The organism is Flagellimonas sp., assembly GCF_965601775.1.
Lineage (GTDB): Bacteria > Bacteroidota > Bacteroidia > Flavobacteriales > Flavobacteriaceae > Flagellimonas.
This window is the reverse complement of record NZ_OZ271837.1, coordinates 442,476-462,602: the sequence shown is the minus strand read 5'-3', so window position 1 is coordinate 462,602 and position 20,127 is coordinate 442,476. Positions and strand designations below refer to the sequence as shown.

The 20,127-nt window shown below is 41.5% G+C and carries 31 protein-coding genes and 1 tRNA gene; 28 read left to right on the top strand and 4 right to left on the bottom strand.

Features of this window, described 5'->3' with window-relative positions:
• Nucleotides 1–3: 3 nt before the first annotated feature.
• Nucleotides 4–528, bottom strand: coding sequence for a ribosome maturation factor RimM (gene rimM, locus ACSLUF_RS02270; protein WP_435624517.1), 525 nt, complete (start codon nucleotides 526–528; stop codon nucleotides 4–6).
• Between the two features lie 11 nt (nucleotides 529–539).
• The gene (locus tag ACSLUF_RS02265) at nucleotides 540–1,109 is read right to left on the bottom strand and encodes a 30S ribosomal protein S16 (protein ID WP_435624516.1); all 570 of its coding nucleotides are present in this window, start codon (nucleotides 1,107–1,109) and stop codon (nucleotides 540–542) included.
• A 255-nt stretch (nucleotides 1,110–1,364) separates the two neighbouring features.
• Between ACSLUF_RS02265 and dnaE the strand changes: the two genes are divergently transcribed.
• From dnaE to ACSLUF_RS02235, 6 genes are all read left to right on the top strand, one after another.
• The gene (gene dnaE / locus ACSLUF_RS02260; RefSeq protein ID WP_435624515.1) at nucleotides 1,365–5,750 is read left to right on the top strand and encodes a DNA polymerase III subunit alpha; all 4,386 of its coding nucleotides are present in this window, start codon (nucleotides 1,365–1,367) and stop codon (nucleotides 5,748–5,750) included.
• A gap of 104 nt (nucleotides 5,751–5,854) precedes the next feature.
• Nucleotides 5,855–6,172 carry a thioredoxin gene (gene trxA / locus ACSLUF_RS02255; RefSeq protein ID WP_435624514.1) on the top strand — a complete coding sequence of 106 codons (318 nt, stop codon included), beginning with the start codon at nucleotides 5,855–5,857 and terminating at the stop codon, nucleotides 6,170–6,172.
• 82 nt (nucleotides 6,173–6,254) lie between these two features.
• A complete protein-coding gene (locus ACSLUF_RS02250) occupies nucleotides 6,255–7,184 on the top strand; it encodes a DUF58 domain-containing protein (RefSeq protein WP_435624513.1) in 930 nt (309 codons plus the stop codon).
• Between the two features lie 131 nt (nucleotides 7,185–7,315).
• Nucleotides 7,316–7,389, top strand: a tRNA-Asp gene (locus tag ACSLUF_RS02245).
• A gap of 131 nt (nucleotides 7,390–7,520) precedes the next feature.
• Nucleotides 7,521–8,654 carry a hypothetical protein gene (locus tag ACSLUF_RS02240; RefSeq protein ID WP_435624512.1) on the top strand — a complete coding sequence of 378 codons (1,134 nt, stop codon included), beginning with the start codon at nucleotides 7,521–7,523 and terminating at the stop codon, nucleotides 8,652–8,654.
• Between the two features lie 15 nt (nucleotides 8,655–8,669).
• The gene (locus tag ACSLUF_RS02235) at nucleotides 8,670–9,524 is read left to right on the top strand and encodes a DUF2806 domain-containing protein (protein ID WP_435624511.1); all 855 of its coding nucleotides are present in this window, start codon (nucleotides 8,670–8,672) and stop codon (nucleotides 9,522–9,524) included.
• A 24-nt stretch (nucleotides 9,525–9,548) separates the two neighbouring features.
• On the opposite strand, the gene ACSLUF_RS02230 is transcribed toward ACSLUF_RS02235, so the two are convergent.
• Nucleotides 9,549–10,094 carry a hypothetical protein gene (locus ACSLUF_RS02230; RefSeq protein WP_435624510.1) on the bottom strand — a complete coding sequence of 182 codons (546 nt, stop codon included), beginning with the start codon at nucleotides 10,092–10,094 and terminating at the stop codon, nucleotides 9,549–9,551.
• 393 nt (nucleotides 10,095–10,487) lie between these two features.
• On the opposite strand from ACSLUF_RS02230, the gene ACSLUF_RS02225 reads away from it, so the two are divergent.
• The 3 genes from ACSLUF_RS02225 to ACSLUF_RS02215 all read left to right on the top strand — a co-directional run bounded on the left by ACSLUF_RS02225 (nucleotide 10,488) and on the right by ACSLUF_RS02215 (nucleotide 11,143).
• Nucleotides 10,488–10,634, top strand: coding sequence for a hypothetical protein (locus ACSLUF_RS02225; RefSeq protein WP_435624509.1), 147 nt, complete (start codon nucleotides 10,488–10,490; stop codon nucleotides 10,632–10,634).
• Nucleotides 10,635–10,710: 76 nt separating this feature from the next.
• Nucleotides 10,711–11,016, top strand: a complete 306-nt coding sequence (locus tag ACSLUF_RS02220) for a hypothetical protein (RefSeq protein ID WP_435624508.1) — start codon at nucleotides 10,711–10,713, stop codon at nucleotides 11,014–11,016.
• A complete protein-coding gene (locus tag ACSLUF_RS02215; RefSeq protein ID WP_435624507.1) occupies nucleotides 11,000–11,143 on the top strand; it encodes a hypothetical protein in 144 nt (47 codons plus the stop codon). The genes ACSLUF_RS02220 and ACSLUF_RS02215 overlap by 17 nt, the downstream gene beginning before the upstream one ends.
• Here ACSLUF_RS02215 and ACSLUF_RS02210 read toward each other — a convergent pair.
• Entirely contained in the window at nucleotides 11,138–11,515 is a 378-nt protein-coding gene (locus tag ACSLUF_RS02210; protein ID WP_435624506.1) for a hypothetical protein, read from the bottom strand. The two genes, ACSLUF_RS02215 and ACSLUF_RS02210, sit on opposite strands and share 6 nt — an antisense overlap.
• Before the next feature lie 112 nt (nucleotides 11,516–11,627).
• Here ACSLUF_RS02210 and ACSLUF_RS02205 point away from each other — a divergent pair, with 112 nt between their 5' ends.
• The 19 genes from ACSLUF_RS02205 to ACSLUF_RS02115 all read left to right on the top strand — a co-directional run bounded on the left by ACSLUF_RS02205 (nucleotide 11,628) and on the right by ACSLUF_RS02115 (nucleotide 20,104).
• Complete coding sequence (locus tag ACSLUF_RS02205) at nucleotides 11,628–11,927, top strand: hypothetical protein (protein WP_435624505.1); 300 nt, start codon at nucleotides 11,628–11,630, stop codon at nucleotides 11,925–11,927.
• Between the two features lie 155 nt (nucleotides 11,928–12,082).
• The gene (locus tag ACSLUF_RS02200; protein ID WP_435624504.1) at nucleotides 12,083–12,304 is read left to right on the top strand and encodes a hypothetical protein; all 222 of its coding nucleotides are present in this window, start codon (nucleotides 12,083–12,085) and stop codon (nucleotides 12,302–12,304) included.
• A 472-nt stretch (nucleotides 12,305–12,776) separates the two neighbouring features.
• Entirely contained in the window at nucleotides 12,777–13,289 is a 513-nt protein-coding gene (locus ACSLUF_RS02195; protein WP_435624503.1) for a hypothetical protein, read from the top strand.
• 11 nt (nucleotides 13,290–13,300) lie between these two features.
• Nucleotides 13,301–13,447: a hypothetical protein gene (locus tag ACSLUF_RS02190; protein WP_435624502.1), complete on the top strand. Its 147-nt coding sequence runs from the start codon at nucleotides 13,301–13,303 to the stop codon at nucleotides 13,445–13,447.
• A complete protein-coding gene (locus ACSLUF_RS02185; RefSeq protein ID WP_435624501.1) occupies nucleotides 13,444–14,277 on the top strand; it encodes a hypothetical protein in 834 nt (277 codons plus the stop codon). The genes ACSLUF_RS02190 and ACSLUF_RS02185 overlap by 4 nt, the downstream gene beginning before the upstream one ends.
• On the top strand, nucleotides 14,270–15,757 hold the full coding sequence (locus ACSLUF_RS02180) for a replicative DNA helicase (RefSeq protein ID WP_435624500.1): 1,488 nt from the start codon (nucleotides 14,270–14,272) through the stop codon (nucleotides 15,755–15,757). Before ACSLUF_RS02185 ends, ACSLUF_RS02180 begins: the two co-directional genes overlap by 8 nt.
• A complete protein-coding gene (locus ACSLUF_RS02175) occupies nucleotides 15,747–16,079 on the top strand; it encodes a hypothetical protein (protein ID WP_435624499.1) in 333 nt (110 codons plus the stop codon). The genes ACSLUF_RS02180 and ACSLUF_RS02175 overlap by 11 nt, the downstream gene beginning before the upstream one ends.
• Entirely contained in the window at nucleotides 16,076–16,297 is a 222-nt protein-coding gene (locus tag ACSLUF_RS02170) for a hypothetical protein (RefSeq protein WP_435624498.1), read from the top strand. The genes ACSLUF_RS02175 and ACSLUF_RS02170 overlap by 4 nt, the downstream gene beginning before the upstream one ends.
• Before the next feature lie 3 nt (nucleotides 16,298–16,300).
• Entirely contained in the window at nucleotides 16,301–16,705 is a 405-nt protein-coding gene (locus ACSLUF_RS02165) for a DNA cytosine methyltransferase (RefSeq protein ID WP_435624497.1), read from the top strand.
• Between the two features lie 88 nt (nucleotides 16,706–16,793).
• Nucleotides 16,794–17,240: a hypothetical protein gene (locus ACSLUF_RS02160; protein ID WP_435624496.1), complete on the top strand. Its 447-nt coding sequence runs from the start codon at nucleotides 16,794–16,796 to the stop codon at nucleotides 17,238–17,240.
• 48 nt (nucleotides 17,241–17,288) lie between these two features.
• A complete protein-coding gene (locus ACSLUF_RS02155; RefSeq protein ID WP_435624495.1) occupies nucleotides 17,289–17,426 on the top strand; it encodes a hypothetical protein in 138 nt (45 codons plus the stop codon).
• Nucleotides 17,427–17,693, top strand: a complete 267-nt coding sequence (locus ACSLUF_RS02150; RefSeq protein ID WP_435624494.1) for a hypothetical protein — start codon at nucleotides 17,427–17,429, stop codon at nucleotides 17,691–17,693.
• A complete protein-coding gene (locus ACSLUF_RS02145; protein WP_435624493.1) occupies nucleotides 17,690–18,259 on the top strand; it encodes a hypothetical protein in 570 nt (189 codons plus the stop codon). Before ACSLUF_RS02150 ends, ACSLUF_RS02145 begins: the two co-directional genes overlap by 4 nt.
• 14 nt (nucleotides 18,260–18,273) lie before the next feature.
• Nucleotides 18,274–18,438 carry a hypothetical protein gene (locus ACSLUF_RS02140; protein WP_435624492.1) on the top strand — a complete coding sequence of 55 codons (165 nt, stop codon included), beginning with the start codon at nucleotides 18,274–18,276 and terminating at the stop codon, nucleotides 18,436–18,438.
• A gap of 93 nt (nucleotides 18,439–18,531) precedes the next feature.
• The gene (locus ACSLUF_RS02135; RefSeq protein WP_435624491.1) at nucleotides 18,532–18,804 is read left to right on the top strand and encodes a hypothetical protein; all 273 of its coding nucleotides are present in this window, start codon (nucleotides 18,532–18,534) and stop codon (nucleotides 18,802–18,804) included.
• Nucleotides 18,805–18,830: 26 nt separating this feature from the next.
• Nucleotides 18,831–19,016: a hypothetical protein gene (locus ACSLUF_RS02130; protein ID WP_435624490.1), complete on the top strand. Its 186-nt coding sequence runs from the start codon at nucleotides 18,831–18,833 to the stop codon at nucleotides 19,014–19,016.
• Nucleotides 19,017–19,035: 19 nt separating this feature from the next.
• A complete protein-coding gene (locus tag ACSLUF_RS02125) occupies nucleotides 19,036–19,434 on the top strand; it encodes a hypothetical protein (protein WP_435624489.1) in 399 nt (132 codons plus the stop codon).
• A 26-nt stretch (nucleotides 19,435–19,460) separates the two neighbouring features.
• Nucleotides 19,461–19,679, top strand: a complete 219-nt coding sequence (locus tag ACSLUF_RS02120) for a hypothetical protein (RefSeq protein ID WP_435624488.1) — start codon at nucleotides 19,461–19,463, stop codon at nucleotides 19,677–19,679.
• 92 nt (nucleotides 19,680–19,771) lie between these two features.
• The gene (locus tag ACSLUF_RS02115; protein ID WP_435624487.1) at nucleotides 19,772–20,104 is read left to right on the top strand and encodes a hypothetical protein; all 333 of its coding nucleotides are present in this window, start codon (nucleotides 19,772–19,774) and stop codon (nucleotides 20,102–20,104) included.
• The last annotated feature ends 23 nt before the right edge of the window (nucleotides 20,105–20,127 follow it).

Sequence of the window (20,127 nt, the reverse complement as noted above, 5' to 3'; positions counted from 1 at the left end):
GAGCTAGAGATACAAATCGACAAGTCCTTCTGGAGTTTTCACATGAATGGTCTTGGATTCCCTATCCACTTTAGTGATAATATCATCATTTATAGGGATCAACAGTTCTTTTCCATCTTTGTCCACTTCAAAAAGCTCTTGGGAAGCACTGTCATTTACCGCCTTGATGATACCGATATCCCCGTGGACTTCATCCAATAATCGGAAACCGATTACCTCATGAAAATAGAATTTGTTCCCAGAAAGAGGCGGAAGCATTTGCAAAGGAAGAAACAACTCTGACCCCAATAGTTTATCTGCAGCGGCCTCATCTTTTACTTCTTCAAAATCTATGCGGAGCAAAGCAGACTTATGCAGTCGGCAACGGTCAATAAAAAATGGAACCAGATTGTTTCCTAATGAAACAAAAACTGATTCCATGTTTTCGTAAATTTCAGGTTCGTCGGTATCCAATTTTACCAATACCTCACCCTTAAAACTGTATTTTGATACGATTTTGCCCAGGTAGAAACACTCTTCCTTGCGCATCGATATCTCTTTTATTCTTCTTCGGCAGACGCCTCTGTAGCCGGAGCTTCCTCAGCAGCAGCTTCAACAGCTTCAGTTGCCTCTTCAGCAGGAGCCTCTGCAGCTTCAGCGGAAGTGGCTTCCTCTTCTACTTCAGGAAGTGCAGCAGCAATTCGCTTTTCATTGGCTTCTTTTTCAGCTTCCAACGCTTTGGCTTTTGCATCCGCTTTGGCCTTGTCCAAACCATCTACTTTAGCCTGAATACCTTTTTCTTTTTCGGCCAACCACGCGCTGAACTTTTCTTCAACTTGCTCTTCGGTCAATGCACCTTTACGCACACCACCCAACAAGTGGTTTTTCAACATTACTCCTTTATAAGAAAGGATGGCACGAGCAGTATCGGTAGGCTGCGCTCCGTTTTGCAACCATTTTACGGAACTATCTACATCCAAATTGATGGTAGCAGGATTGGTATTGGGATTGTAGGTTCCCAATTTTTCCAAAAATTTACCGTCTCTTTTTGATCTTGAATCGGCGGCAACTACCCAATAGAAAGGTTTACCTTTTTTACCGTGTCTTTGAAGTCTAATCTTTACTGGCATATCACATTAATTTGTAGGGTGCCCGACCCTGATTATTAATCCTATTCCCGTGAAAACGGGAATCTTTTCCTTCGCCTTTTCTCTAAAAGCGGGTGCAAATATAATTCAATTCATTGAATACCCAATGGTTTAGCTGTTTTTTATCCGTTGATAAATGATAACAACTCTATTTTTTGAAATCACACATCTTGTCTATTTTTATTTATTGGCTTTACGCAGTTCTCGACTGCGCTAGAACAGACTAGAATTTTCTTTATGTACCTAATCTTTGATACTGAAACCACAGGACTTCCCAAGCGTTGGGATGCACCCATTACCGATACTGACAATTGGCCACGATGTATTCAGATTGCATGGCAATTGCATGATGATATGGGAAATTTGGTGGAACAGAAAGACATGTTGGTTCAACCTGAAGGTTTCAATATTCCGTATGAAGCGGAACAGATTCATGGAATTTCGACGGCATTGGCAGAACAGGATGGGATTCCCTTAAATGAAACTTTGGAACTTTTCAATGAAGCCCTCTCCAAAGCCAAGTTTGTAGTCGGTCAAAACGTGGATTTCGATGTCAATATCATGGGATGCGAATTTCATCGAATGGGTATTTCAAACAGAATGGCTGAGCTCTCCGTTTTAGATACTTGTACCGAATCCACAGCAGAGCTTTGTAGGATTCCCGGAGGAAGAGGTGGAAAGTTTAAGTTGCCCACTTTGACAGAACTGCACGAATTTTTATTTGGTGAAGCTTTTGCCGAAGCTCACAATGCTACAGCAGATGTTGAGGCCACTACAAGATGTTTTTTGGAGTTGGTTCGAAAACAACACTATTCCATAAAGGAATTGGATGTACAGCCTGATTATTTTGAACATTTTTCAGAGGCCAATCCAAAGGAAATTGAACTCATTGGGCTAAAACATATCAATTTAAAAGCCGCATCAAAAAAAATAGCGGATGCGCTTTGGGATAAAGCAACAGGTGAAATATCCGAAGAAGACATTACCAGCAATGCTGAAAGTTTGGTGGATGCTCCTTTTGCCCATCTTCATAATCACTCTCAATTCTCGGTACTTCAGTCCACAATGAATATTAAGGGTCTGGTCAAGGCCGCTGCAAACCATGGGATGCCTGCAGTGGCCCTGACTGACCATGCCAACATGATGGGTGCCTTTCACTTTGTGAAAGAAGTGAAAAACCACAATAAAGCGGTTAGAGAAGAAAACAAGCAGCTCGAAGAACAAGGCGAAACACCAAAGAATAAAGAAATCATCCCCATATTGGGTTGTGAGTTTTTTGTCTGCGAAGACCATACCAATAAAAACGTAAAAGACTACGGCTACCAAATTGTGCTGCTGGCCAAAAACAAAAATGGCTATCACAATTTGGCCAAAATGTCCTCGATTGCTTACACTGATGGATTTTACTATGTTCCAAGAATCGATAGAAAAATCATTGAGCAATACAAAGAGAATGTCATCGCCCTTACGGGTAATTTATATGGTGAGGTACCCAACAAACTTTTAAATGTTGGTGAAAAACAAGCGGAAGAAGCCTTGCTATGGTGGAAATCCCAATTTGGGGACGACCTTTATATCGAGGTCATGCGTCATAATCAAGATGACGAAGACAGGGTGAATCAAAGTTTGATTCAGTTGTCCAAGACACATGGGGTGAAGATGATTGCTTCCAACAACACCTATTACTGTGATAAAAAGGATGCCGAAGCGCACGACATTTTACTTTGCGTAAAAGATGGCGAAAAACAGGCCACACCCATAGGTCGTGGTCGGGGGTATCGCTATGGACTTCCCAATCAAGAGTACTACTTCAAGTCCGAAGAAGAAATGAAGGCCCTTTTCAATGACCTTCCCGAGGCAATTTTGAACATTCAGGAGATTATTGATAAAATCGACCCTTTTGAATTGGCTCGAGATGTTCTACTTCCCAAGTTTGATATTCCTGAACAATTCAAAGTTGAGGAGGACAAAGTGGATGGAGGCAAGCGTGGTGAAAATTCGTATTTACGGCATATCACCTATAAAGGTGCAGAAAATCGATACGGTGAAATTACCGATGAAATCACGGAACGCATTGATTTTGAACTAAAGACCATCGAAAATTCAGGGTATCCCGGCTACTTTTTGATAGTTGAGGACTTTATCCGTGAAGCCCGAAACATGGGGGTTTCCGTGGGACCTGGGCGTGGTTCCGCTGCAGGTTCGGTAGTTGCTTACTGTCTTGGCATCACCAATATTGACCCACTGAAGTATGACCTCCTTTTTGAGCGATTCCTGAATCCGGATAGGGTATCCATGCCCGATATTGATATTGATTTTGATGATGAAGGACGGGGAAAGGTGATGGATTATGTTATCCAAAAATATGGAGCGAATCAGGTAGCCCAAATTATCACGTATGGAACCATGGCGGCTAAATCTTCCATTCGGGATACTGCCCGGGTTCTCGACCTTCCGCTTAACGACGCGGACCGCATTGCCAAGTTGATTCCTACCATGGGGAAACTCCATAAGATTTTTGGCATGGAGGAATCCGACCTCAAGAAAAAATTCCGTTCCGATGAGTTGGAAAAAGTACATGAACTTCTCAACATTTCGGAGCAAGACGATTTGGAAGGACAAACCGTGAATATGGCCCGAGTATTGGAAGGTTCATTGCGAAATACTGGAATTCATGCCTGCGGGGTCATCATCACTCCAGATGATATCACCAATTTTGTGCCTGTCGCCACAGCCAAAGATTCCGATTTATATGTCACCCAATTTGACAACTCAGTAGTTGAAGATGCTGGACTCCTAAAAATGGACTTTTTGGGACTAAAGACCTTGACCTTAATTAAGGATACGGTAAAAATAGTCAAGGCCAGAAGTGGAGTTGAGCTTATTCCTGATGAGTTTCCCCTAGATGATGAAAAGACCTATGAGCTTTTCCAACGGGGAGATACGGTAGGGATATTCCAATACGAATCTCCGGGCATGCAGAAGCACATGAAAAATCTGAAACCTACGGTTTTTGATGACCTTATTGCTATGAATGCGCTGTATCGACCTGGCCCCATGGAATACATCCCGAGTTTTATTGCCAGAAAACATGGGGAAGAGGAGATTACCTATGACCTGCCCGAAATGGAGGAGTATCTTAAAGACACCTATGGGATTACAGTCTATCAGGAGCAGGTAATGCGCCTTTCACAGAAAATTGCAGGTTTTTCCAAAGGTGATGCAGATGTACTTCGTAAAGCCATGGGTAAAAAGATATTCGCTTTACTACAAAAGCTTAAGCCCCAATTTTTGGATGGTGGGGAAAAGAATGGGCACCCTAGGGATATCCTGGAAAAAATTTGGAAGGATTGGGAAGCCTTCGCTTCCTATGCCTTCAATAAAAGTCATTCTACCTGTTACGCTTTTATCGCCTACCAAACTGCATATTTGAAAGCACATTACCCTGCTGAATATATGGCTGCAGTACTTTCCAACAACATGAACGACATTAAACAGGTAACTTTCTTTATGGAAGAATGTAAACGCATGGGACTGGAAGTGTTAGGTCCTGATGTGAATGAATCCTACTATAAGTTCGCTGTGAACAAAAGCAATGCCATCCGATTTGGCATGGGTGCCATAAAAGGGGTTGGACGTTCCGCTGTAGAAACTATTGTGGAAGATAGAAAAGAAAATGGACCATATCGTTCTGTATTCGATTTGGCCAAAAGAGTGGACCTTCGTGCAGCGAATAAAAAGTCCTTTGAAAATTTGGCGCTGGCTGGCGGCTTTGATTCGTTTGGGGATACGCATCGTGCACAATATTTCCATCATGATGGGGATGGCATTTCCTTTTTGGAAAAAGCGGTCAAGTATGGAGCTAAGTTTCAAGAGAACCAGAATTCATCCCAAGTAAGTCTATTTGGTGAAGCCAGTGAAGTTCAAATTCCAGAACCTGTAGTTCCTCCATGTGATGATTGGGGTACCATGGAAAAACTCCGAAGGGAAAAAGAGGTTGTGGGTATTTACATTTCAGGTCACCCGTTGGATGATTTCAAAAAGGAAATAACCGCGTTTTGTAATAGTAGTGTTTCTGCTTTCAATGAACTTGAGGGCTACGTAAATCGAGAATTAACGGTTGCCGGAGTAATCACCGATGTACAACACCGCGTATCCAAAAACGGAAAAGGTTGGGCCGCCTTTACCCTGGAAGATTATACAGATTCCTTTGAGTTTAGGATTTTTGGGGAAGATTACTTGAAGTTCAGGCACTTTTTAATGATAAATTCATTTGTCCATCTCAAAGTATTTGTCCGCGAAGGCTGGGTCAATCGAGAGACCGGAAAAAAAGGTGACCCCCGATTACAGTTCAATGATTTTAAGCAGCTACAGGATGTAATGGACTCCTACGCTAAAAAGCTTACTATTAAATTGGATATAGACCGGCTTCAAGAAAAGCGAATTCAAACATTAAAAGATACACTGAGGTCATTTAAGGGAGACCTCCCTTTAAATTTTGTGGTCTATGAAATGCAGGACGAAATCAAGCTAAATCTTTCCAGTAGAAAGCAAAAAGTGAAGATTAGCTCCGAGCTTCTTCATGTTTTGGAGCAGAATGATATATACTACAAACTCAACTAATTAGCCATAACGTACACCAATGGCGCGATAATGAAAACGAATACCTCAACAGTAAGGAAAGTGGGCATTATTTGACTAACTTTGCGAACATTAAATAAAACACAATGGCACTAGAAATAACAGATGCAACTTTTGAAGACGTAGTACTTAAAAGCGAAAAACCAGTAGTGGTTGATTTTTGGGCAGCATGGTGCGGTCCTTGTAGAATGGTAGGTCCAATTATTGACGAAGTAAGCAATGAGTATGAAGGCAAGGCGGTTGTAGGTAAGGTTGATGTGGATGCCAACCAGCAATTTGCAGCTAAATACGGAGTGCGTAACATTCCTACTGTCCTTGTTTTTAAGGATGGAGAGATTGTAAACAGACAGGTTGGTGTATCACCAAAGAAAGCATATACTGACGCTATTGAAGCGGTTCTTTAAGCTTCGATTCTAAATAATATTTAAGAAAGGTTTGGCGAATGCCAAGCCTTTTTTTGTTTTATCTTGGGGCTACTTTTGAGCTATGGATGTACGGTCTGAACTTTCTAAATCACAACTATTCCAGAATCTGGAGCTTCTGGCCAATCAGATTGTAGAAGGATTTATTAGCGGAATCCATAAAAGCCCTTTTCATGGTTTTTCTGCCGAATTTGCGGAACACAAAATCTATAACCCAGGAGAAAGCACAAAGCATATAGATTGGAAACTCTTTGCCAAAACGGATAAACTGTTCTCCAAACGGTACGAAGATGAAACCAATCTAAGATGCCATATGATTTTGGACAATTCCGCATCCATGTATTATCCAGAGGTACGAAAACTTGGCGTGGGAAATTTAAATAAAATTGGTTTTGGGGTATTGGCCATCGCTGCGTTAATGCAACTGTTGAAACGGCAGAGAGATGCGGTGGGGCTCAGTATTTATTCGGACACTTATACCTTTCATGCCTCAGAGAAAAGTAGCGAGCGCCACTTTCAAATGTTATATTCACAATTGAATGGTGTCGTTCAGCAAAACAGTAATTCCAAAACCACAAAAACCTATTCTTACCTGCATCAAATTGCAGAGAAAATCCATCGTCGAAGCCTTATTTTTCTTTTTTCTGACATGTTTCAAAATGAAACAGACAGTCAACAGTTGTTCGAAGCACTTCGTCATTTAAAATACAACAAACATGCCGTGGTCCTTTTTCATTTATGGGACCAAAAGCATGAGCTTGACTTCAATTTTGAAAACACCCCAAAACGCTATGTGGATGTCGAGAGTGGACAGCACATCGATTTATATGCAGAAAACATCAAAGAAGCGTATCAGAAAAAAGTGTTGGAATATCAAGATGAACTGAAACTCAGATGCGCCCAATACAAAATAAAGTATGTGGAAGTAGACATCAATGCTGACTTTTCACAGGTGCTGAATACGTTTATGATTGAGCGACAGAAGTTTGTTTAGCATTCCGCTAATTTTGAAAAAAATTTTTGCTGGATACGAATGAGAGTGTATATTTGCACTCGCTTTGCCAAAAGCATTTGAACAAGATTTGAATCTGGCTGTCGTCAGAGTCTTAAAACGATAAAATCATTGGTCTGGTAGTTCAGTTGGTTAGAATACCTGCCTGTCACGCAGGGGGTCGCGGGTTCGAGTCCCGTCCAGACCGCACCAAGAAAACCCTAGCATTTGCTGGGGTTTTCGCGTTTTTAGACCCTTTACCAATTAACAACATTTGGACAGAATTTACTGAAATGCCTATATTTCGGTAAATTATTCAGGCATTTTTAATGCAGAATTATGAGGGCAAGGGTATATCTTGATGAAAGGAAAAGTGGCGAGACCAAAAAAGGTTTCCCGGTCGTCATCGAGATCTCCGGAAACTACAAACAGAAACGTATCCGTACCGGGTACCATTCCAGGCCTTCTGAATGGAACAAAAGCCGGTGTGCCCCAAAAAGCAACCATCCGGAATATTACCAGCTGAACGATTATCTTTTAGACATAAAGGTAAGGATGAACGAGCTATTGGCAAACCGTCTGAAAAATGGCCTTACCCTGGAGAACTTCAAAGAAAGGTTGTTTGGTGGCTCCTCCCCTATTTTTTTGGATGCCTGTGTCCAAACCTTTAAACCTGGTTATGAGGGAACCAAGCTAAGCGCGGTCCGGAGCTTTGATTCCTATTACCCAAAGTCAACGTTTTCCGAAATTACCTTCCAAAAGGCAAAACACTATATTGAATCCGAACTCAAAAAAGGGCGGTCGCCTGCAGGTGTGGACAGTTATGTTAGAAGTCTTCGGGCCCTATGGAACAAACTCAGTGAGGAAAAGAACCCCTTTCGTGGCCATAGGATTTCGATTCCACCCAAAATCAAACGGGTCTCGACCCCGGGGGATTTGAAAAAATTTGCTGAAGCTGAACTTAGCGATAAAGGGGAGATTGCCAGCTTTTCCAAAATACGGTACTACTGGCTATTGATGTTCTATTTTGGCGGGATTGACCCAGAGGTTTTGGCCAAACTGAGGTATGACAAGAACATCCAAAATGGAAGGGTGATATTCAATAGGGAAAAGGGTGGTTCCAAAATGCCCTGTAACAATATCATCGTGCCGCAGGCCTTGGAAATTTTGGAAATGTTCGACTGCAGGCCCTACCTGGTTCCCATTCATAAAACTGGCAACTATGATAGCTTTATCCGGAACTTTCGACGGGGGCTCATAAAAATAAGTGAGCAGCTGGAGCTCGGGGCGGTGATGCATCCTAAAAGTGCCAGGTATACCTTCATCGACACCGCCCAGCAAAAACTTATCGATGAAAGGATAACCGCTCAGATTGTTGGCCACAAAAGAAGGACCGTAACCAGTCTATATACCAATGATTTCCCATTGGATGTGCAAGACCGAGCACATCAACAAATTATTTCACTAAGTTAGGGGAAAATTGAATTTATGTCAGATCCTGGGACTCTTATTACAGCTATAGACAAAGCTTCGAAATTTGGCAATACCACCTGGTTCACTGCAATAATAGATAAAGCCACTGGTTTCAAAATAAGTCAATGGGCGGCTGAAGGGGAGGTCAGGAAAAAAATGTTACATGATGAATATGAAAAGGCAAAGTCACAAGGCATCATGGGTATGCAGTACATTGAATACATGAGAAGCACGGAGAATTTATTGAACACAGCTGTTAAGACTGCAAAACACCTAAAATCAGATGAGCCAAACAAAATCAAAATGGACAACGATTTCTTTTGGAACTTGATTGATCATAGCAAGTCTATTTCCACGGAAGAGATGCAGGAATTGATAGCAAAAATACTAGCTCAAGAATACACTAAACCAGGAAGCTATTCACGTAAAACATTACAGATTCTAAAATCAATTGATAAAGAGGATCTTCGAACATTTGAATTTTTTTGTAGCTTTTTAGTTGATGGTGGTAGATTTCCTGCTTTTGTATTCTCTAAAGGGGCTCGAAAGGCTTGGTTAGTTGAACATTTACCTATATATCATTCTTTGTTTTTAGAGCTGCAAAACTTAGGGCTTTTTTATCATAACGTAATCCATGACCATCACGATTTAGCCTTGGATGTAGAACGAATCAGTTACTTTGGCAGGCAAATTGTTCTAACAAAACTTAATAGACATAAAACGTCTGGATTTAACTATCCCCCATACTATTCTTTATCCGAATCAGGGTTGGATATTTTAACGCATTTAAAGCCCCAACCGTACCGTGAGTATTTTGAATATTTGATCGAAAACATTAGAGTGGAGAATTATTCCACTTCCAGTGACTAACCATTCTGAATATTTCCGAAAATTCTACCAATCATCATCTTTATTGTTTGTTTTGAAATCAACCAATTTCTTAAGGTTGTATTCAAAAATCTCTACATCGTTTTTCAAAAAGTTCTTTCGATATCCTGGGCTATGTTTCTTTAGTGCGTAAAACTCGATGCCTTCAATATCATTGGCCGACCATAATGCAGTATCCTCCTTTGGGGCCATTTTGAGATTTTTAAAAGTTACCCTATGTCTTCCTTCCTTTACATCCACTACCAAAAGACCGGTCAAAAACATTTGTTGGATATATATCGAAGTGAACATTGATTTCTTTCCAAGGGATTTGAAATCTAATTTAAAGGGTTTTAATGTGCAAATAATCTGAGTATCAGAAACTGCGAACTCCTCGAACTGTCCTTTTAGTCGAATGGCCTTTTCAATATCATTTAGTTTAAGGTTTTGCCGGTAAACGTTTTGCCAGATTAGTTGGTCGTCATTTAAAGTAAAAGAATGTTCCTGCGAACAAATTATTTGCGCTGATAGTAATACTGGCAATATCAATAGTATCGTGTATTTTTTCTTCACTGGGATTTGTTTAAATTTTTACTTAAATAATTTATGGATAAAAACCGATCTAATAAAAGAGCAATCATTAATAAAAATTGTTTTGGTTTATACTATTTTTGAATTTATACAAACAAGTTAGCGTTTATTAATAAGTGTATTACTATTAAAAGCATCACTATCAATACAACTTAATTTGTTGTATATAAGCTTTTTAATAATTTTATTAAGATTTTTTTATGGAGGTTTCCCCTAGTTTTTTTAAGGATTTTATTCAATGATTAATTTGTGAAAAGACCTTATATTACAACTCCAACTTTTTTAATAAAAGTTGGATAAATAGTTCCCTGTTAAAGAGTTGTGAAAATAATTTGAGTTTAGATTAATGTAGTATTAATCTTAAAATCTCAAATTATGAAAAAAGTTGGTTTAACAATTGTTGCGGCGTTTGTTGCTGTGCTATTAACCTCTACAATCGCATCGTGTGAAAATGATTCTATTGATCAAGAGGTAGAGGAAGTTTCAATTGATAATGACGAAGTCAAAGAAGACGATATTTAAAAACTTGTTGGTAGCATTGCTAATTATTGCAATGTCATTTTTGCCATACTTACACGATTTCGAAATCTTTAAAGGGATGAAGGGTTTTAGCGGCTTTTCATCCCTTCGTATTGGAATATGGGTAGTTTCCTTATTCATGGTTGGTCTTTCTGGTTGGATTTTTGCCTTCTTGAATTCTAAGGGCAAACAATATAGAATGGCCATGCTTGCTCCAATATTTATGTTGTCTTTTCAACTATTGATTTATCTATTTGATTCTAGAAAAACAACTACCAACGAATTTTCCACCAAGATTCTATTAAATCTATGTCTCGCCGTGGTACTTGTAGTTCTATATTTTTACGGACTTAAAAAACAGAAAGAGAATGCAGAAGATTTATAAGGAACTTTCTACATATCTCTTGAATAGTGAATCTTATACCGAGCAGGAAAGGAAAAGGATTAGAAAATATTTGCGCGAAAAATTGGATAAATACGTGGATGCTGTGTCCTACCTAAATGACTTATGATTTCTCCGAGTTAACTTTATCCTTTAACATATACTTGATTTCGTCAAGTATCAAGGCATTGTTTGCATTTATCTTAAAGAATTCATCAAGTTCAGGTCTTAAAAGTGAAACACAATTTTGAGCAATTCTCATTTCTAGGGTATCGGAATCTTTCTCCGCTATTTTCTTTCCCAAAATCAAATAATTAAGGTCTACTTCAAACTTGTTTGCAATTTCAAGCAACATATCTACGCTTGGGGAAGCATTAGGGTCTTTAAGTCGCTGTAACTTCTGAGAAGATTTCCATCCCAAACCTTCTAACGCAAACTTGTTTACCGTCGAATAGCCATTATTTCTAGCTATTTCCATGATTCTATCCAGAATATCTGACATAATTATTCAAACCTGTTAATAAAATATTCAATCAAGTTTTAATTTATTCAAACTCATTTGTATATTTGGGATGTATTCCATGACAAATTATTTGTCACATCGAGGTAAATATATGAAAAAAGAGGTAACAATAAAGGCGAATACCAATGATATATGGCTGTTGGCCACGGCCTTGAAGCTGAAGAACGACTTTGTAGGCAAGGGCTTCGTTTCGTTTGCATCTTTTTCAAGCATAATGCCCCAGTACTTCGAATCCTACGGCACCAAGGAGGGGCAGAAAAAACTACATGCCTGGTGGAACATCCGTTACAAGGAACTGCAGCTGAACGTGGATGCGGAGTTCGTGGTTGCCCAGGTCAAGGAAATCAATTCCAATGTCGAAACCGTAATGGAAAAACTAAGGCATGAATAGGCTGGGCTACATACAGCCGGCACTTGGAGTGCTGTTCGCATTCTTCCTAGAACATGCCGGCAAGGGCTGGTACGCTATGGCGGTATTTGGGCTCTCGGCATTCATGTGGCTCCTGCTCTTCGCGAGCAATTTCAAACAATCAAAAAAAGAGTGATATGTACACAGTTGGACAAAAGGTGCAGTGCACCAAGGAAAAATGGCTCAATGGAAATGGCATTGCCAATTTCTTTCCTCCCAAAAAAGGGGAAATGGTCACCGTGAAGGACACAATGGTCTATGAGGGCAAGGAGCTTTTGAATTTTGAGGAACAGGCCGAGACCGTCTGGTACCCAGCAAAGCATTTTACACCACAGCAAAAAATGTCACTCAATACCTAAAAGGATAATTGGAAACACCTATGTACATATTGCGCAATGCCGATATATGGCTCTCCACCGCTAAGGTGGCGAAGATTTGCGAGCGCACATGCCCATGGGTTACCACCAACAAGCACCGGTTCAATTACCGGCGCAAACCAAAACAGACAAAAATCCTCCAGTATGAACTATCAAGTGTGCTGGAGGTGCGAAAAGCATTGAAAGGTAACTCCCTTCAAACGGGGAAGTTAGTTAGTTAATTAGGGTTTAGTTAGAAGGGCGTGGCTGCCATGGCGCGCCCTTTTTAAAATCGCGCAAAATGGATTTGAGACAATTCTGCAAAATCGGGAAGACAAAGGACAATGAGGGCAAGGTATTGGCCGACAATCTGAAATATTACTGTGTCAACACGCCTTGTGACGAGCACGCGATTTTGGGAAATCCGGCCACAAAGTGCGGGATATGTAAAAAGACTTTTTAAAAATTTTGAACTATGATATTGGGTTTTCGAACGCAATGGCCTGAAAAGATGGTACGTGTACAAGGAAAATTGACTCGCTTTCCCCAAAAGATAGCGAAGTCGATTCCCTTGGGCTTTTGGTGGGAATGGCCAGGTGCTCCATTAATGGAAAAATATTTTGTGGACCGTCCGCCCTGTACATCGGACAGGCCCAAGATACATTCCATTCGGGACGATGTGAACAAACGCTGGAAGCCTGGACGGGCCATCCATTTCTATATCAACACAAGAACTCCCAACATGCTGCAGATAGCTCCTCCTGTTCCATGTATTTCCGTGCAGGAATTTGAGATATGCGATGATGAAGCCGGCTGTGAGATTGCCTGCAGTGAACCCTATTTCCGGGTGGATGGCAGGATATTGGGCTATCATGAAATGGAAAACCTGGCGCACAATGACGGGTTCGTGGATGTGTACACATTCCTGAAATGGTTCCGTCCGGGCTATAAGGGAAGGATAATCCATTGGACACATTTTAAATACTGAGATCTAAAAGAATGGATGAAAACAAAAACATACACCCTTTTTTCGGGCCTGAATGGAAGGCCGACAAAATGAAAATGTCAAAATCGGACATCCTAGATGCTTTTGCTGTTATCGCTACAGAGAACATGGAGCTAAAGGAAAAACTGGATGCTGCATGAGATATACCATTGTCATTAACCAGGTGCAGTGCTTGAAGTACAGCGTAAAGGTGTCTGAAGCGGCACTAATGGACCTGTTGAACCAACTGAGCAGCTGGGCGGATGAAAAGATCATCGATGGCAAGACCTACTATTTTCTTAGCCGTACCAAGGTGATGGAAGAGCTCCCTTATTGGTTCAAAAAGCCCGATACCGTATACCGTGTGTTCAAGTCCCTTGAGGCTAAGAGAATGATAGAATATAGGACAATAAAAAAGCAGGATTTCCTCCGGTTGACCACTTACGGAAAACGTTGGAACGCCTTTGAGAAAAACTCGGAAAAATTTCCGAAAAATGAAGATGGTAACTCGGAAAAATTTCCGAATCCGGAAAAAAATCCGAGAAAACCCGGAAAAATTTCCGAAAAAGAGAACCAACCTAATTCGCTGGATAACAGTGTGGTTACACCCTATGTCTCGGAAATAAATCCGACATATAAATATTATAAATATACAAGAGATAATTCTTTAAGGATCGTTCTTGGAAATATCCACAAGGAAAATCCCTTCGCACTTGAATGTATTTTGGACAGTCCCACCTTCCACGAAAGGATAATCCGTTCCCTTACCGCAATGGGGCATGTCTTTGATTTTGAAAAGCATATTGGACCAATACTGGTCCATTGGGTCTGCAACGAGTTCATGGCCACCGGATTGGAGTCGAACGCCCAGTCCCTTAGGCAAAGGTGTGTGGGCTACGTGGTCAAGGTGGTAAAGAACGGCGGCCTGGAGAACAAGGAGATAAAGCACATTTTCGAACCCAAACCCAGTTACCTGATAGACGATGAGTAAGACCGACCACATAAAGAAACTGCCAACGGCCATCGATATCGAACAGGCGGTTCTATCCGTGATGTTCAACGATACCACTGCCCCCGATATCCTTTTTTCAATTGTGAGGAGCGAAAAGGCATTTTATGAGTTCAGGAGCCAATTGATCTATATGGCCATGTTCGAACTGTACTCCAAAAGTGAGCCAATAGACCTTTTGACGGTCAGCGAAAAGCTCCGTCAAATGGAAAAACTTGAGCTTGCCGGTGGTGATTTCCATTTGATAACGCTTTCCCAGAAGGTGACATCATCGGCGCATACGGAATACCATTGCAGAATCCTTTTGCAGAAATACCTTAAACGCTGCGTGATCCAGATGAACAGTCAGATCATCGGCCTTGCCTATGACGATGCAACGGATGTCTTCGACCTTTTGGACGGATACCAAAAACAGTTTGACCGGATAGTGGACATTACCCAGTCAGGGCGTAGGACGGTTACCTTCCCTGAATCCCTGGGCAACCTAAAGACCGAGATAGAGCGGCTTTCCAACAATGACGAGGAAGTGCCGCTTGTGGGAAGGACGACCGGATTCAAGAGCACCGATGCGCACACCGGCGGTTACCGCCCCGGGCAGTTGGTGATATTGGCCGCACGCCCGGGCATGGGAAAGACAAGCAAGGCACTGAAGACCGTGGTGGGCAACCTCAAACGAAAAGTGCCAGTCGGCTTCATCAGCCTTGAGATGAGCATGGCGGAGCTGACCGCAAGGATAGTGGCCATCGATACCGATTTCCACCTGAAACAACTGCTCAAGACCGGTTTTGAGAAACTTGATTATTTCACGACATACGATGCCCACTGCAAACGGATGAACGTCTACCCGCTCCATGTGAACGACAGCGGTGTTGGCGACCTAACCGAGATCATCGTACAGGCCAAGGCATGGAAACGTTCGGAGAACATCCAGCTCTTGGTGGTGGACTACCTGCAGCTGATGGGCGACAAGACCATCGGTAACGGGAACCGTGAATCCGAGATATCATCGATAAGCAGACGTTTGAAACTGCTCGCTAAGGAGCTGGAGATACCGATAATCGCACTGAGCCAATTATCAAGGGCCGTCGAGACCCGTGGCGGTGACAAAAGACCACGTCTATCAGACCTGAGGGATTCGGGTGCCATTGAACAGGACGCGGACATTGTTGAGTTCATCTATCGCCCAAGCTACTATCACAAGGATTCGACACTCAACCGTGAAGATTACGAGAAAAAGAATCAAAGACGGTTCGACCTTGGGGCGAACGTCGAGATAATCTATGCAAAGTTCAGGGGCGGTTCCCCTGCGACCATACTGATGAGATGGGTGGGCAACAAGACAAAGTTCCTCTGTGTGGACGATGACAGTGACACCGCTGAATACATAGACGCGCAATTGCCCACGGGCATCACGGCTGAAGAGGCATTTGGTGACGATAAGACCGTGTTCGATGCCGAATAGACCGAAACCAAGGAAAAGACCATGGAGGGACGATAGGAAACCCTTTGGGAGAAGGAAGAACAACAATTACGATTTCTACAACTCCACAAGGTGGAGGAAGAAATCAAGGCTGTTTCGGGAAAAGAACCCTTTCTGCGAACAGTGCGAACGGGAGAACAGGGTCGTGCCCGCGGAAGTGGTGGACCATGTGAAGGGGCTGCAGTTTTTACTGGATAATGGAATGGACCCTTACGCAGATGAAGAACTTGAATCGATGTGCCATAAGTGCCACAATGTAAAGTCGGGCAAACAGGCGCATTGGAACAAAAAGAAAAAAAAATGACAGAAGAAGCAATTGCATGGGAATTTGAATGCGCCCAGAGATTAATAGGGGGCTTAGACAGGAACGCGGGCACTTTGGTTATTACCAAGAATGGTCTTGTTGGGCGCACATTCTCACATGAAAAATTGGTTAACGGAAAGGTAAGGGTCCACTGTGACAATGGTTCAAAACTGTTGTGCCAACCCGAGACACTTAAAGTGACCGGATATATAAACTGAAAAATGACCCATGGCAGCCTTTTTTCTGGAATCGGTGGTTTTGACCTCGCTGCGGAATGGATGGGATGGGAAAATGTTTTCCATTGTGAATGGAACAAATTTGGACAGAGAATATTAAAACATTATTGGCCAAGGGCGATAAGTTATGACAACATCAAGACAACAGACTTTAGAATTCACAGGGGACGAATCGATGTCCTTAGTGGAGGGTTCCCGTGCCAACCATATTCAAGTGCCGGTAAGCGACTTGGAAAGGAAGATGACCGCCACCTCTGGCCAGAGATGCTTAGAGCGATCCGCGAGATTCAACCGAAATGGGTCGTTCCTGAGAACGTTCTCGGAATTATTAATTGGAATGGGGGACTGGTATTCGACGAGGTGCAGGCTGACCTGGAAGCTGAAGGGTAGGAGGTACAACCGTTTTTACTTCCAGCTGTTTCCGTCAACGCTCCCCACAGAAGGGATAGGGTCTGGTTTATTGCAAACTCCGTCAACGGTGGAAATAGTCGATTCTCCAGAGAACATGAGGAAACGGGCGGAGAAGAACGGATACAGAAACGGCACAAAATACAATGGGTTGGCGAGCCAGTTGGTCCACGACCCGAAATGGAAGGATATCCTTCCAACACCAAGATGTGCAACCAACAATGGGATAGGTTATCCGGAGATGTCGGAAAAGAAAAGACTGGAGGATGTAATTGCCAAAAAGATGTTGCCAACACCCACAACGAGGGATTACAAAGGTGCGAGAACAAAGGAGTCGCTAAAGGATGCTGGTCGAAACGAAAAGAACAGTCTACCAGATGCATTTTCCCAAAATGGGAAGAGTTCCCAACTCAATCCCCGATTTGTGGCCGAGATGATGGGCTTCCCTCCGAACTGGACGGAATTACCTTTCCTAAATGGAGAAACGAATCCATCAAAGGATATGGAAACGCAATAGTGCCGCAGGTGGCCTATCAGATTTTTAGAGTGATTGAATTGATGGAAAATGAACAAAAAGTTCAAAGTGGTGATTTACCTATCTGATGGAAGGATAAAGGATGTTTTTGAGACCTCTGATATCACATTGATAAGCAACGGGGAATCAAGGCAAAAAACAATTGAAATAGTAAAAACAAAGAAATAAATGAGATTTAGAAAGCCATTATTTGTTGATGTATATATCTACGACGACAATGAACTGGATGCTGTAAAAGCAGACATTGAAATTGATACGCAATACGATGACCCTACAGAGTCAAGGGCAATGTTCCTTGTCGATATGGTTTGGCCAAACCGGGATTTAAAGAATACTGCCTGTATGGTCGTAGGGTCTGATTCCTTCATTGTAAGAGAGACGGCCAACCAACTATTGGACAGGCTTAATGACCACTATCAAAAACACGGAATATGAAAGCATTGACTCTAACACCGATTTTATTTCTCTTGACTGTCTTTGTAAATGGACAGGTGGACAATTCTCACATGATAATCGGAAACGATACCATCGAAATCAACGATGATTTCAAAAAATGGGAAGGTATAGCCGAACCATACATAATGACTCCTCAAGCTTATAACCTATCCAAAAAGGATATCGAATTCTTTACGGTTTCCCCTTCTCTCCTATTGTTGGAGCTCTATATGGACCATGTAAGGAAGACCGAGGTACATATCGGATGGGATTTGATAATTGAGGAGAAGGGAAATTCAATGATAATATGGCCCATTTTTTTCTCAAAGGCAAAGCCCTACCTGCAGCCGCATGAGTATGAGACCAACATGAAGACCAATATCCTGTATGGGGTCGATGAGTCTGAGCACATTGACAACTACAAGCCTTATCTGAAAAAGTGGTACGATATGCCGGACTATATCCGTGCCGAAAAGATAATGAGGCCCAAGAAAGCCTCATTCGAGGACTTCTACAACTGGAGCCAGGAATACTTTAAAGAGCAGTTGAAACCAGATTCTAAATAAAAAAACAAAACAAGATGAAAGATACATATACAAAGAAAGAAGTGATCAATAAGCAGATAATAGCTTTCCTTTTCGGGGTGTTCTTCGGAATGCTGATAATGGGTTCCTATTTCGCATACAAGGCCGAGAAGGAAAGGGAGTTGAAAAGCAAAATGGAAAAAGTTGCTGAGCACAGATAATAAAATGGCGCTGGCACCGAAAGCTGTTGCTAGTTCTTGCTGGACCTTCTTCACAAAATCGACCAGTGCCATTTTTCAATACAGAACAAAAAGATGAGAACACAAACCAAAAACGGAAATACTTTTCATGATTATCGCAACAACATGCTTCAATGGGGTTGGAACATCCTGCATATGGAAAAAACAGGAAAGCTAACGTGTGACATTATGGGAATTGGCTTGGGAATCAAGGAGAATCACATAATCGTCATTTCAGATGAGAGGAACGGAAACCTAGCGTTGGAGGTGGAAGAAATAAAATATGACTCCAACCCAAGGGACTTGTACAACGCCAAATTAAAATCAATAGGCTACGTAGAAGAGTAATTGACTAAACCAAAAGAACAAGTACAATGAAAGTAGAAATTACAAAAGCTCAATTAAAAGCGATTCAAGATGCAATTGACACAGTTGAAGGTATGGTTGGAAATGAAGACCAAGACTTTAACGAAGAGGCTACTAAAGCAGCTAGGATATTCGATAGGTTTTTAAAAAAGAACAATCTACCACCTAGAAAATATGGCCCAAATAGAGGTTAATTAAAGAACAAGTACAGATATGGATAACAGAGATTTTAATGTTACAGGGCGAAGTAAACAGCAATTATTGCAAACTATAAAGTGTCTTCTCCTAAATGAGTACGGTGATTTTCGAAAGGTGCAAGCCTGGAAGTTTGTAAAACAAAAGGGGCTAATCCTCTATTGGTCTGATTCTGTCAAAGACTCTCACAAGATGATGGGTAATCTTAATCCAGAACAGATAACAGATGCAGTTTGGCAATGGCTACAAACAGAGGAGGCAAAAACAACAACTCTTTCAGGCAATGATGTGGATTGTAAGCATGATGGACATAATAAAATCGGTTTTAGGGTCTACAATGAAGGATGGTCAGAGGTTGAAGGTCACGATTATTCAATATGCGCTGTTACACCAAGACATTGTTGGTACGGAAAGTAATTGATTAACCAAAAACAATAAGAGCAATGGCACAAGATAATTTTGATAAGAAACGATGGACGGTATTCATTGATGAAAGAGGTCAGCATAAGTTGATAAGTCCAAATGGTGAGGAACTTACAGACCTAATAATAACAGGTGTTGAAGATGCTGCAGGTGAAGATACCATTTGTGATGCAATGTTCTTGGTAAACTTAGTGCCCACAAAGGATGATGCCTTAAGGAATTATGATTTAGTTAAATAATTATGGGAAGATTTAAACCAAACTGTTACCTGATTTATACTCATAGGACAGTTGAAAACTTAAAATGGGAATGCACGACTCATTATCGTTGTATGGCTCATATACCCAATATGTTGCATGAATTGTTGAATGTCAAATCAATATCGGGTGAACTAAAACTAATATGGAACGACTGGCATGAAAGAGAGTTGGTAAAGAAGTACGATGTTACCTATAAGCAGCTGGAGCACTATGTTAAAGCTGATAGCGGAATGCTTTCCTTTTCTTCAGAAAGAACCAGGGACAGAGCTATTAGGGAATTGAAGCGATTGGGTGCCGACGAATTTTATTTGGTGGACAATTATCGAGATGTGATTTTGTCTCAAGCGCATTATTATGAAAACGGAACTTTTCCGGAGGGGTATGGGGTGAAAACACCCCAGTAACAAACATATAAACATCGCCACCC

Bases quoted from the DNA above. Each gene is read 5' to 3' on its own strand.
- rimM (WP_435624517.1), bottom strand. From the start codon at position 528: ATGCGCAAGGAAGAGTGTTTCTACCTGGGCAAAATCGTATCAAAATAC.
- ACSLUF_RS02265 (WP_435624516.1), bottom strand. From the start codon at position 1,109: ATGCCAGTAAAGATTAGACTTCAAAGACACGGTAAAAAAGGTAAACCT.
- dnaE (WP_435624515.1), top strand. From the start codon at position 1,365: ATGTACCTAATCTTTGATACTGAAACCACAGGACTTCCCAAGCGTTGG.
- trxA (WP_435624514.1), top strand. From the start codon at position 5,855: ATGGCACTAGAAATAACAGATGCAACTTTTGAAGACGTAGTACTTAAA.
- ACSLUF_RS02250 (WP_435624513.1), top strand. From the start codon at position 6,255: ATGGATGTACGGTCTGAACTTTCTAAATCACAACTATTCCAGAATCTG.
- ACSLUF_RS02240 (WP_435624512.1), top strand. From the start codon at position 7,521: ATGAGGGCAAGGGTATATCTTGATGAAAGGAAAAGTGGCGAGACCAAA.
- ACSLUF_RS02235 (WP_435624511.1), top strand. From the start codon at position 8,670: ATGTCAGATCCTGGGACTCTTATTACAGCTATAGACAAAGCTTCGAAA.
- ACSLUF_RS02225 (WP_435624509.1), top strand. From the start codon at position 10,488: ATGAAAAAAGTTGGTTTAACAATTGTTGCGGCGTTTGTTGCTGTGCTA.
- ACSLUF_RS02220 (WP_435624508.1), top strand. From the start codon at position 10,711: ATGAAGGGTTTTAGCGGCTTTTCATCCCTTCGTATTGGAATATGGGTA.
- ACSLUF_RS02215 (WP_435624507.1), top strand. From the start codon at position 11,000: ATGCAGAAGATTTATAAGGAACTTTCTACATATCTCTTGAATAGTGAA.
- ACSLUF_RS02210 (WP_435624506.1), bottom strand. From the start codon at position 11,515: ATGTCAGATATTCTGGATAGAATCATGGAAATAGCTAGAAATAATGGC.
- ACSLUF_RS02205 (WP_435624505.1), top strand. From the start codon at position 11,628: ATGAAAAAAGAGGTAACAATAAAGGCGAATACCAATGATATATGGCTG.
- ACSLUF_RS02200 (WP_435624504.1), top strand. From the start codon at position 12,083: ATGTACACAGTTGGACAAAAGGTGCAGTGCACCAAGGAAAAATGGCTC.
- ACSLUF_RS02195 (WP_435624503.1), top strand. From the start codon at position 12,777: ATGATATTGGGTTTTCGAACGCAATGGCCTGAAAAGATGGTACGTGTA.
- ACSLUF_RS02190 (WP_435624502.1), top strand. From the start codon at position 13,301: ATGGATGAAAACAAAAACATACACCCTTTTTTCGGGCCTGAATGGAAG.
- ACSLUF_RS02185 (WP_435624501.1), top strand. From the start codon at position 13,444: ATGAGATATACCATTGTCATTAACCAGGTGCAGTGCTTGAAGTACAGC.
- ACSLUF_RS02180 (WP_435624500.1), top strand. From the start codon at position 14,270: ATGAGTAAGACCGACCACATAAAGAAACTGCCAACGGCCATCGATATC.
- ACSLUF_RS02175 (WP_435624499.1), top strand. From the start codon at position 15,747: ATGCCGAATAGACCGAAACCAAGGAAAAGACCATGGAGGGACGATAGG.
- ACSLUF_RS02170 (WP_435624498.1), top strand. From the start codon at position 16,076: ATGACAGAAGAAGCAATTGCATGGGAATTTGAATGCGCCCAGAGATTA.
- ACSLUF_RS02165 (WP_435624497.1), top strand. From the start codon at position 16,301: ATGACCCATGGCAGCCTTTTTTCTGGAATCGGTGGTTTTGACCTCGCT.
- ACSLUF_RS02155 (WP_435624495.1), top strand. From the start codon at position 17,289: ATGAACAAAAAGTTCAAAGTGGTGATTTACCTATCTGATGGAAGGATA.
- ACSLUF_RS02150 (WP_435624494.1), top strand. From the start codon at position 17,427: ATGAGATTTAGAAAGCCATTATTTGTTGATGTATATATCTACGACGAC.
- ACSLUF_RS02145 (WP_435624493.1), top strand. From the start codon at position 17,690: ATGAAAGCATTGACTCTAACACCGATTTTATTTCTCTTGACTGTCTTT.
- ACSLUF_RS02140 (WP_435624492.1), top strand. From the start codon at position 18,274: ATGAAAGATACATATACAAAGAAAGAAGTGATCAATAAGCAGATAATA.
- ACSLUF_RS02135 (WP_435624491.1), top strand. From the start codon at position 18,532: ATGAGAACACAAACCAAAAACGGAAATACTTTTCATGATTATCGCAAC.
- ACSLUF_RS02130 (WP_435624490.1), top strand. From the start codon at position 18,831: ATGAAAGTAGAAATTACAAAAGCTCAATTAAAAGCGATTCAAGATGCA.
- ACSLUF_RS02125 (WP_435624489.1), top strand. From the start codon at position 19,036: ATGGATAACAGAGATTTTAATGTTACAGGGCGAAGTAAACAGCAATTA.
- ACSLUF_RS02120 (WP_435624488.1), top strand. From the start codon at position 19,461: ATGGCACAAGATAATTTTGATAAGAAACGATGGACGGTATTCATTGAT.
- ACSLUF_RS02115 (WP_435624487.1), top strand. From the start codon at position 19,772: ATGGCTCATATACCCAATATGTTGCATGAATTGTTGAATGTCAAATCA.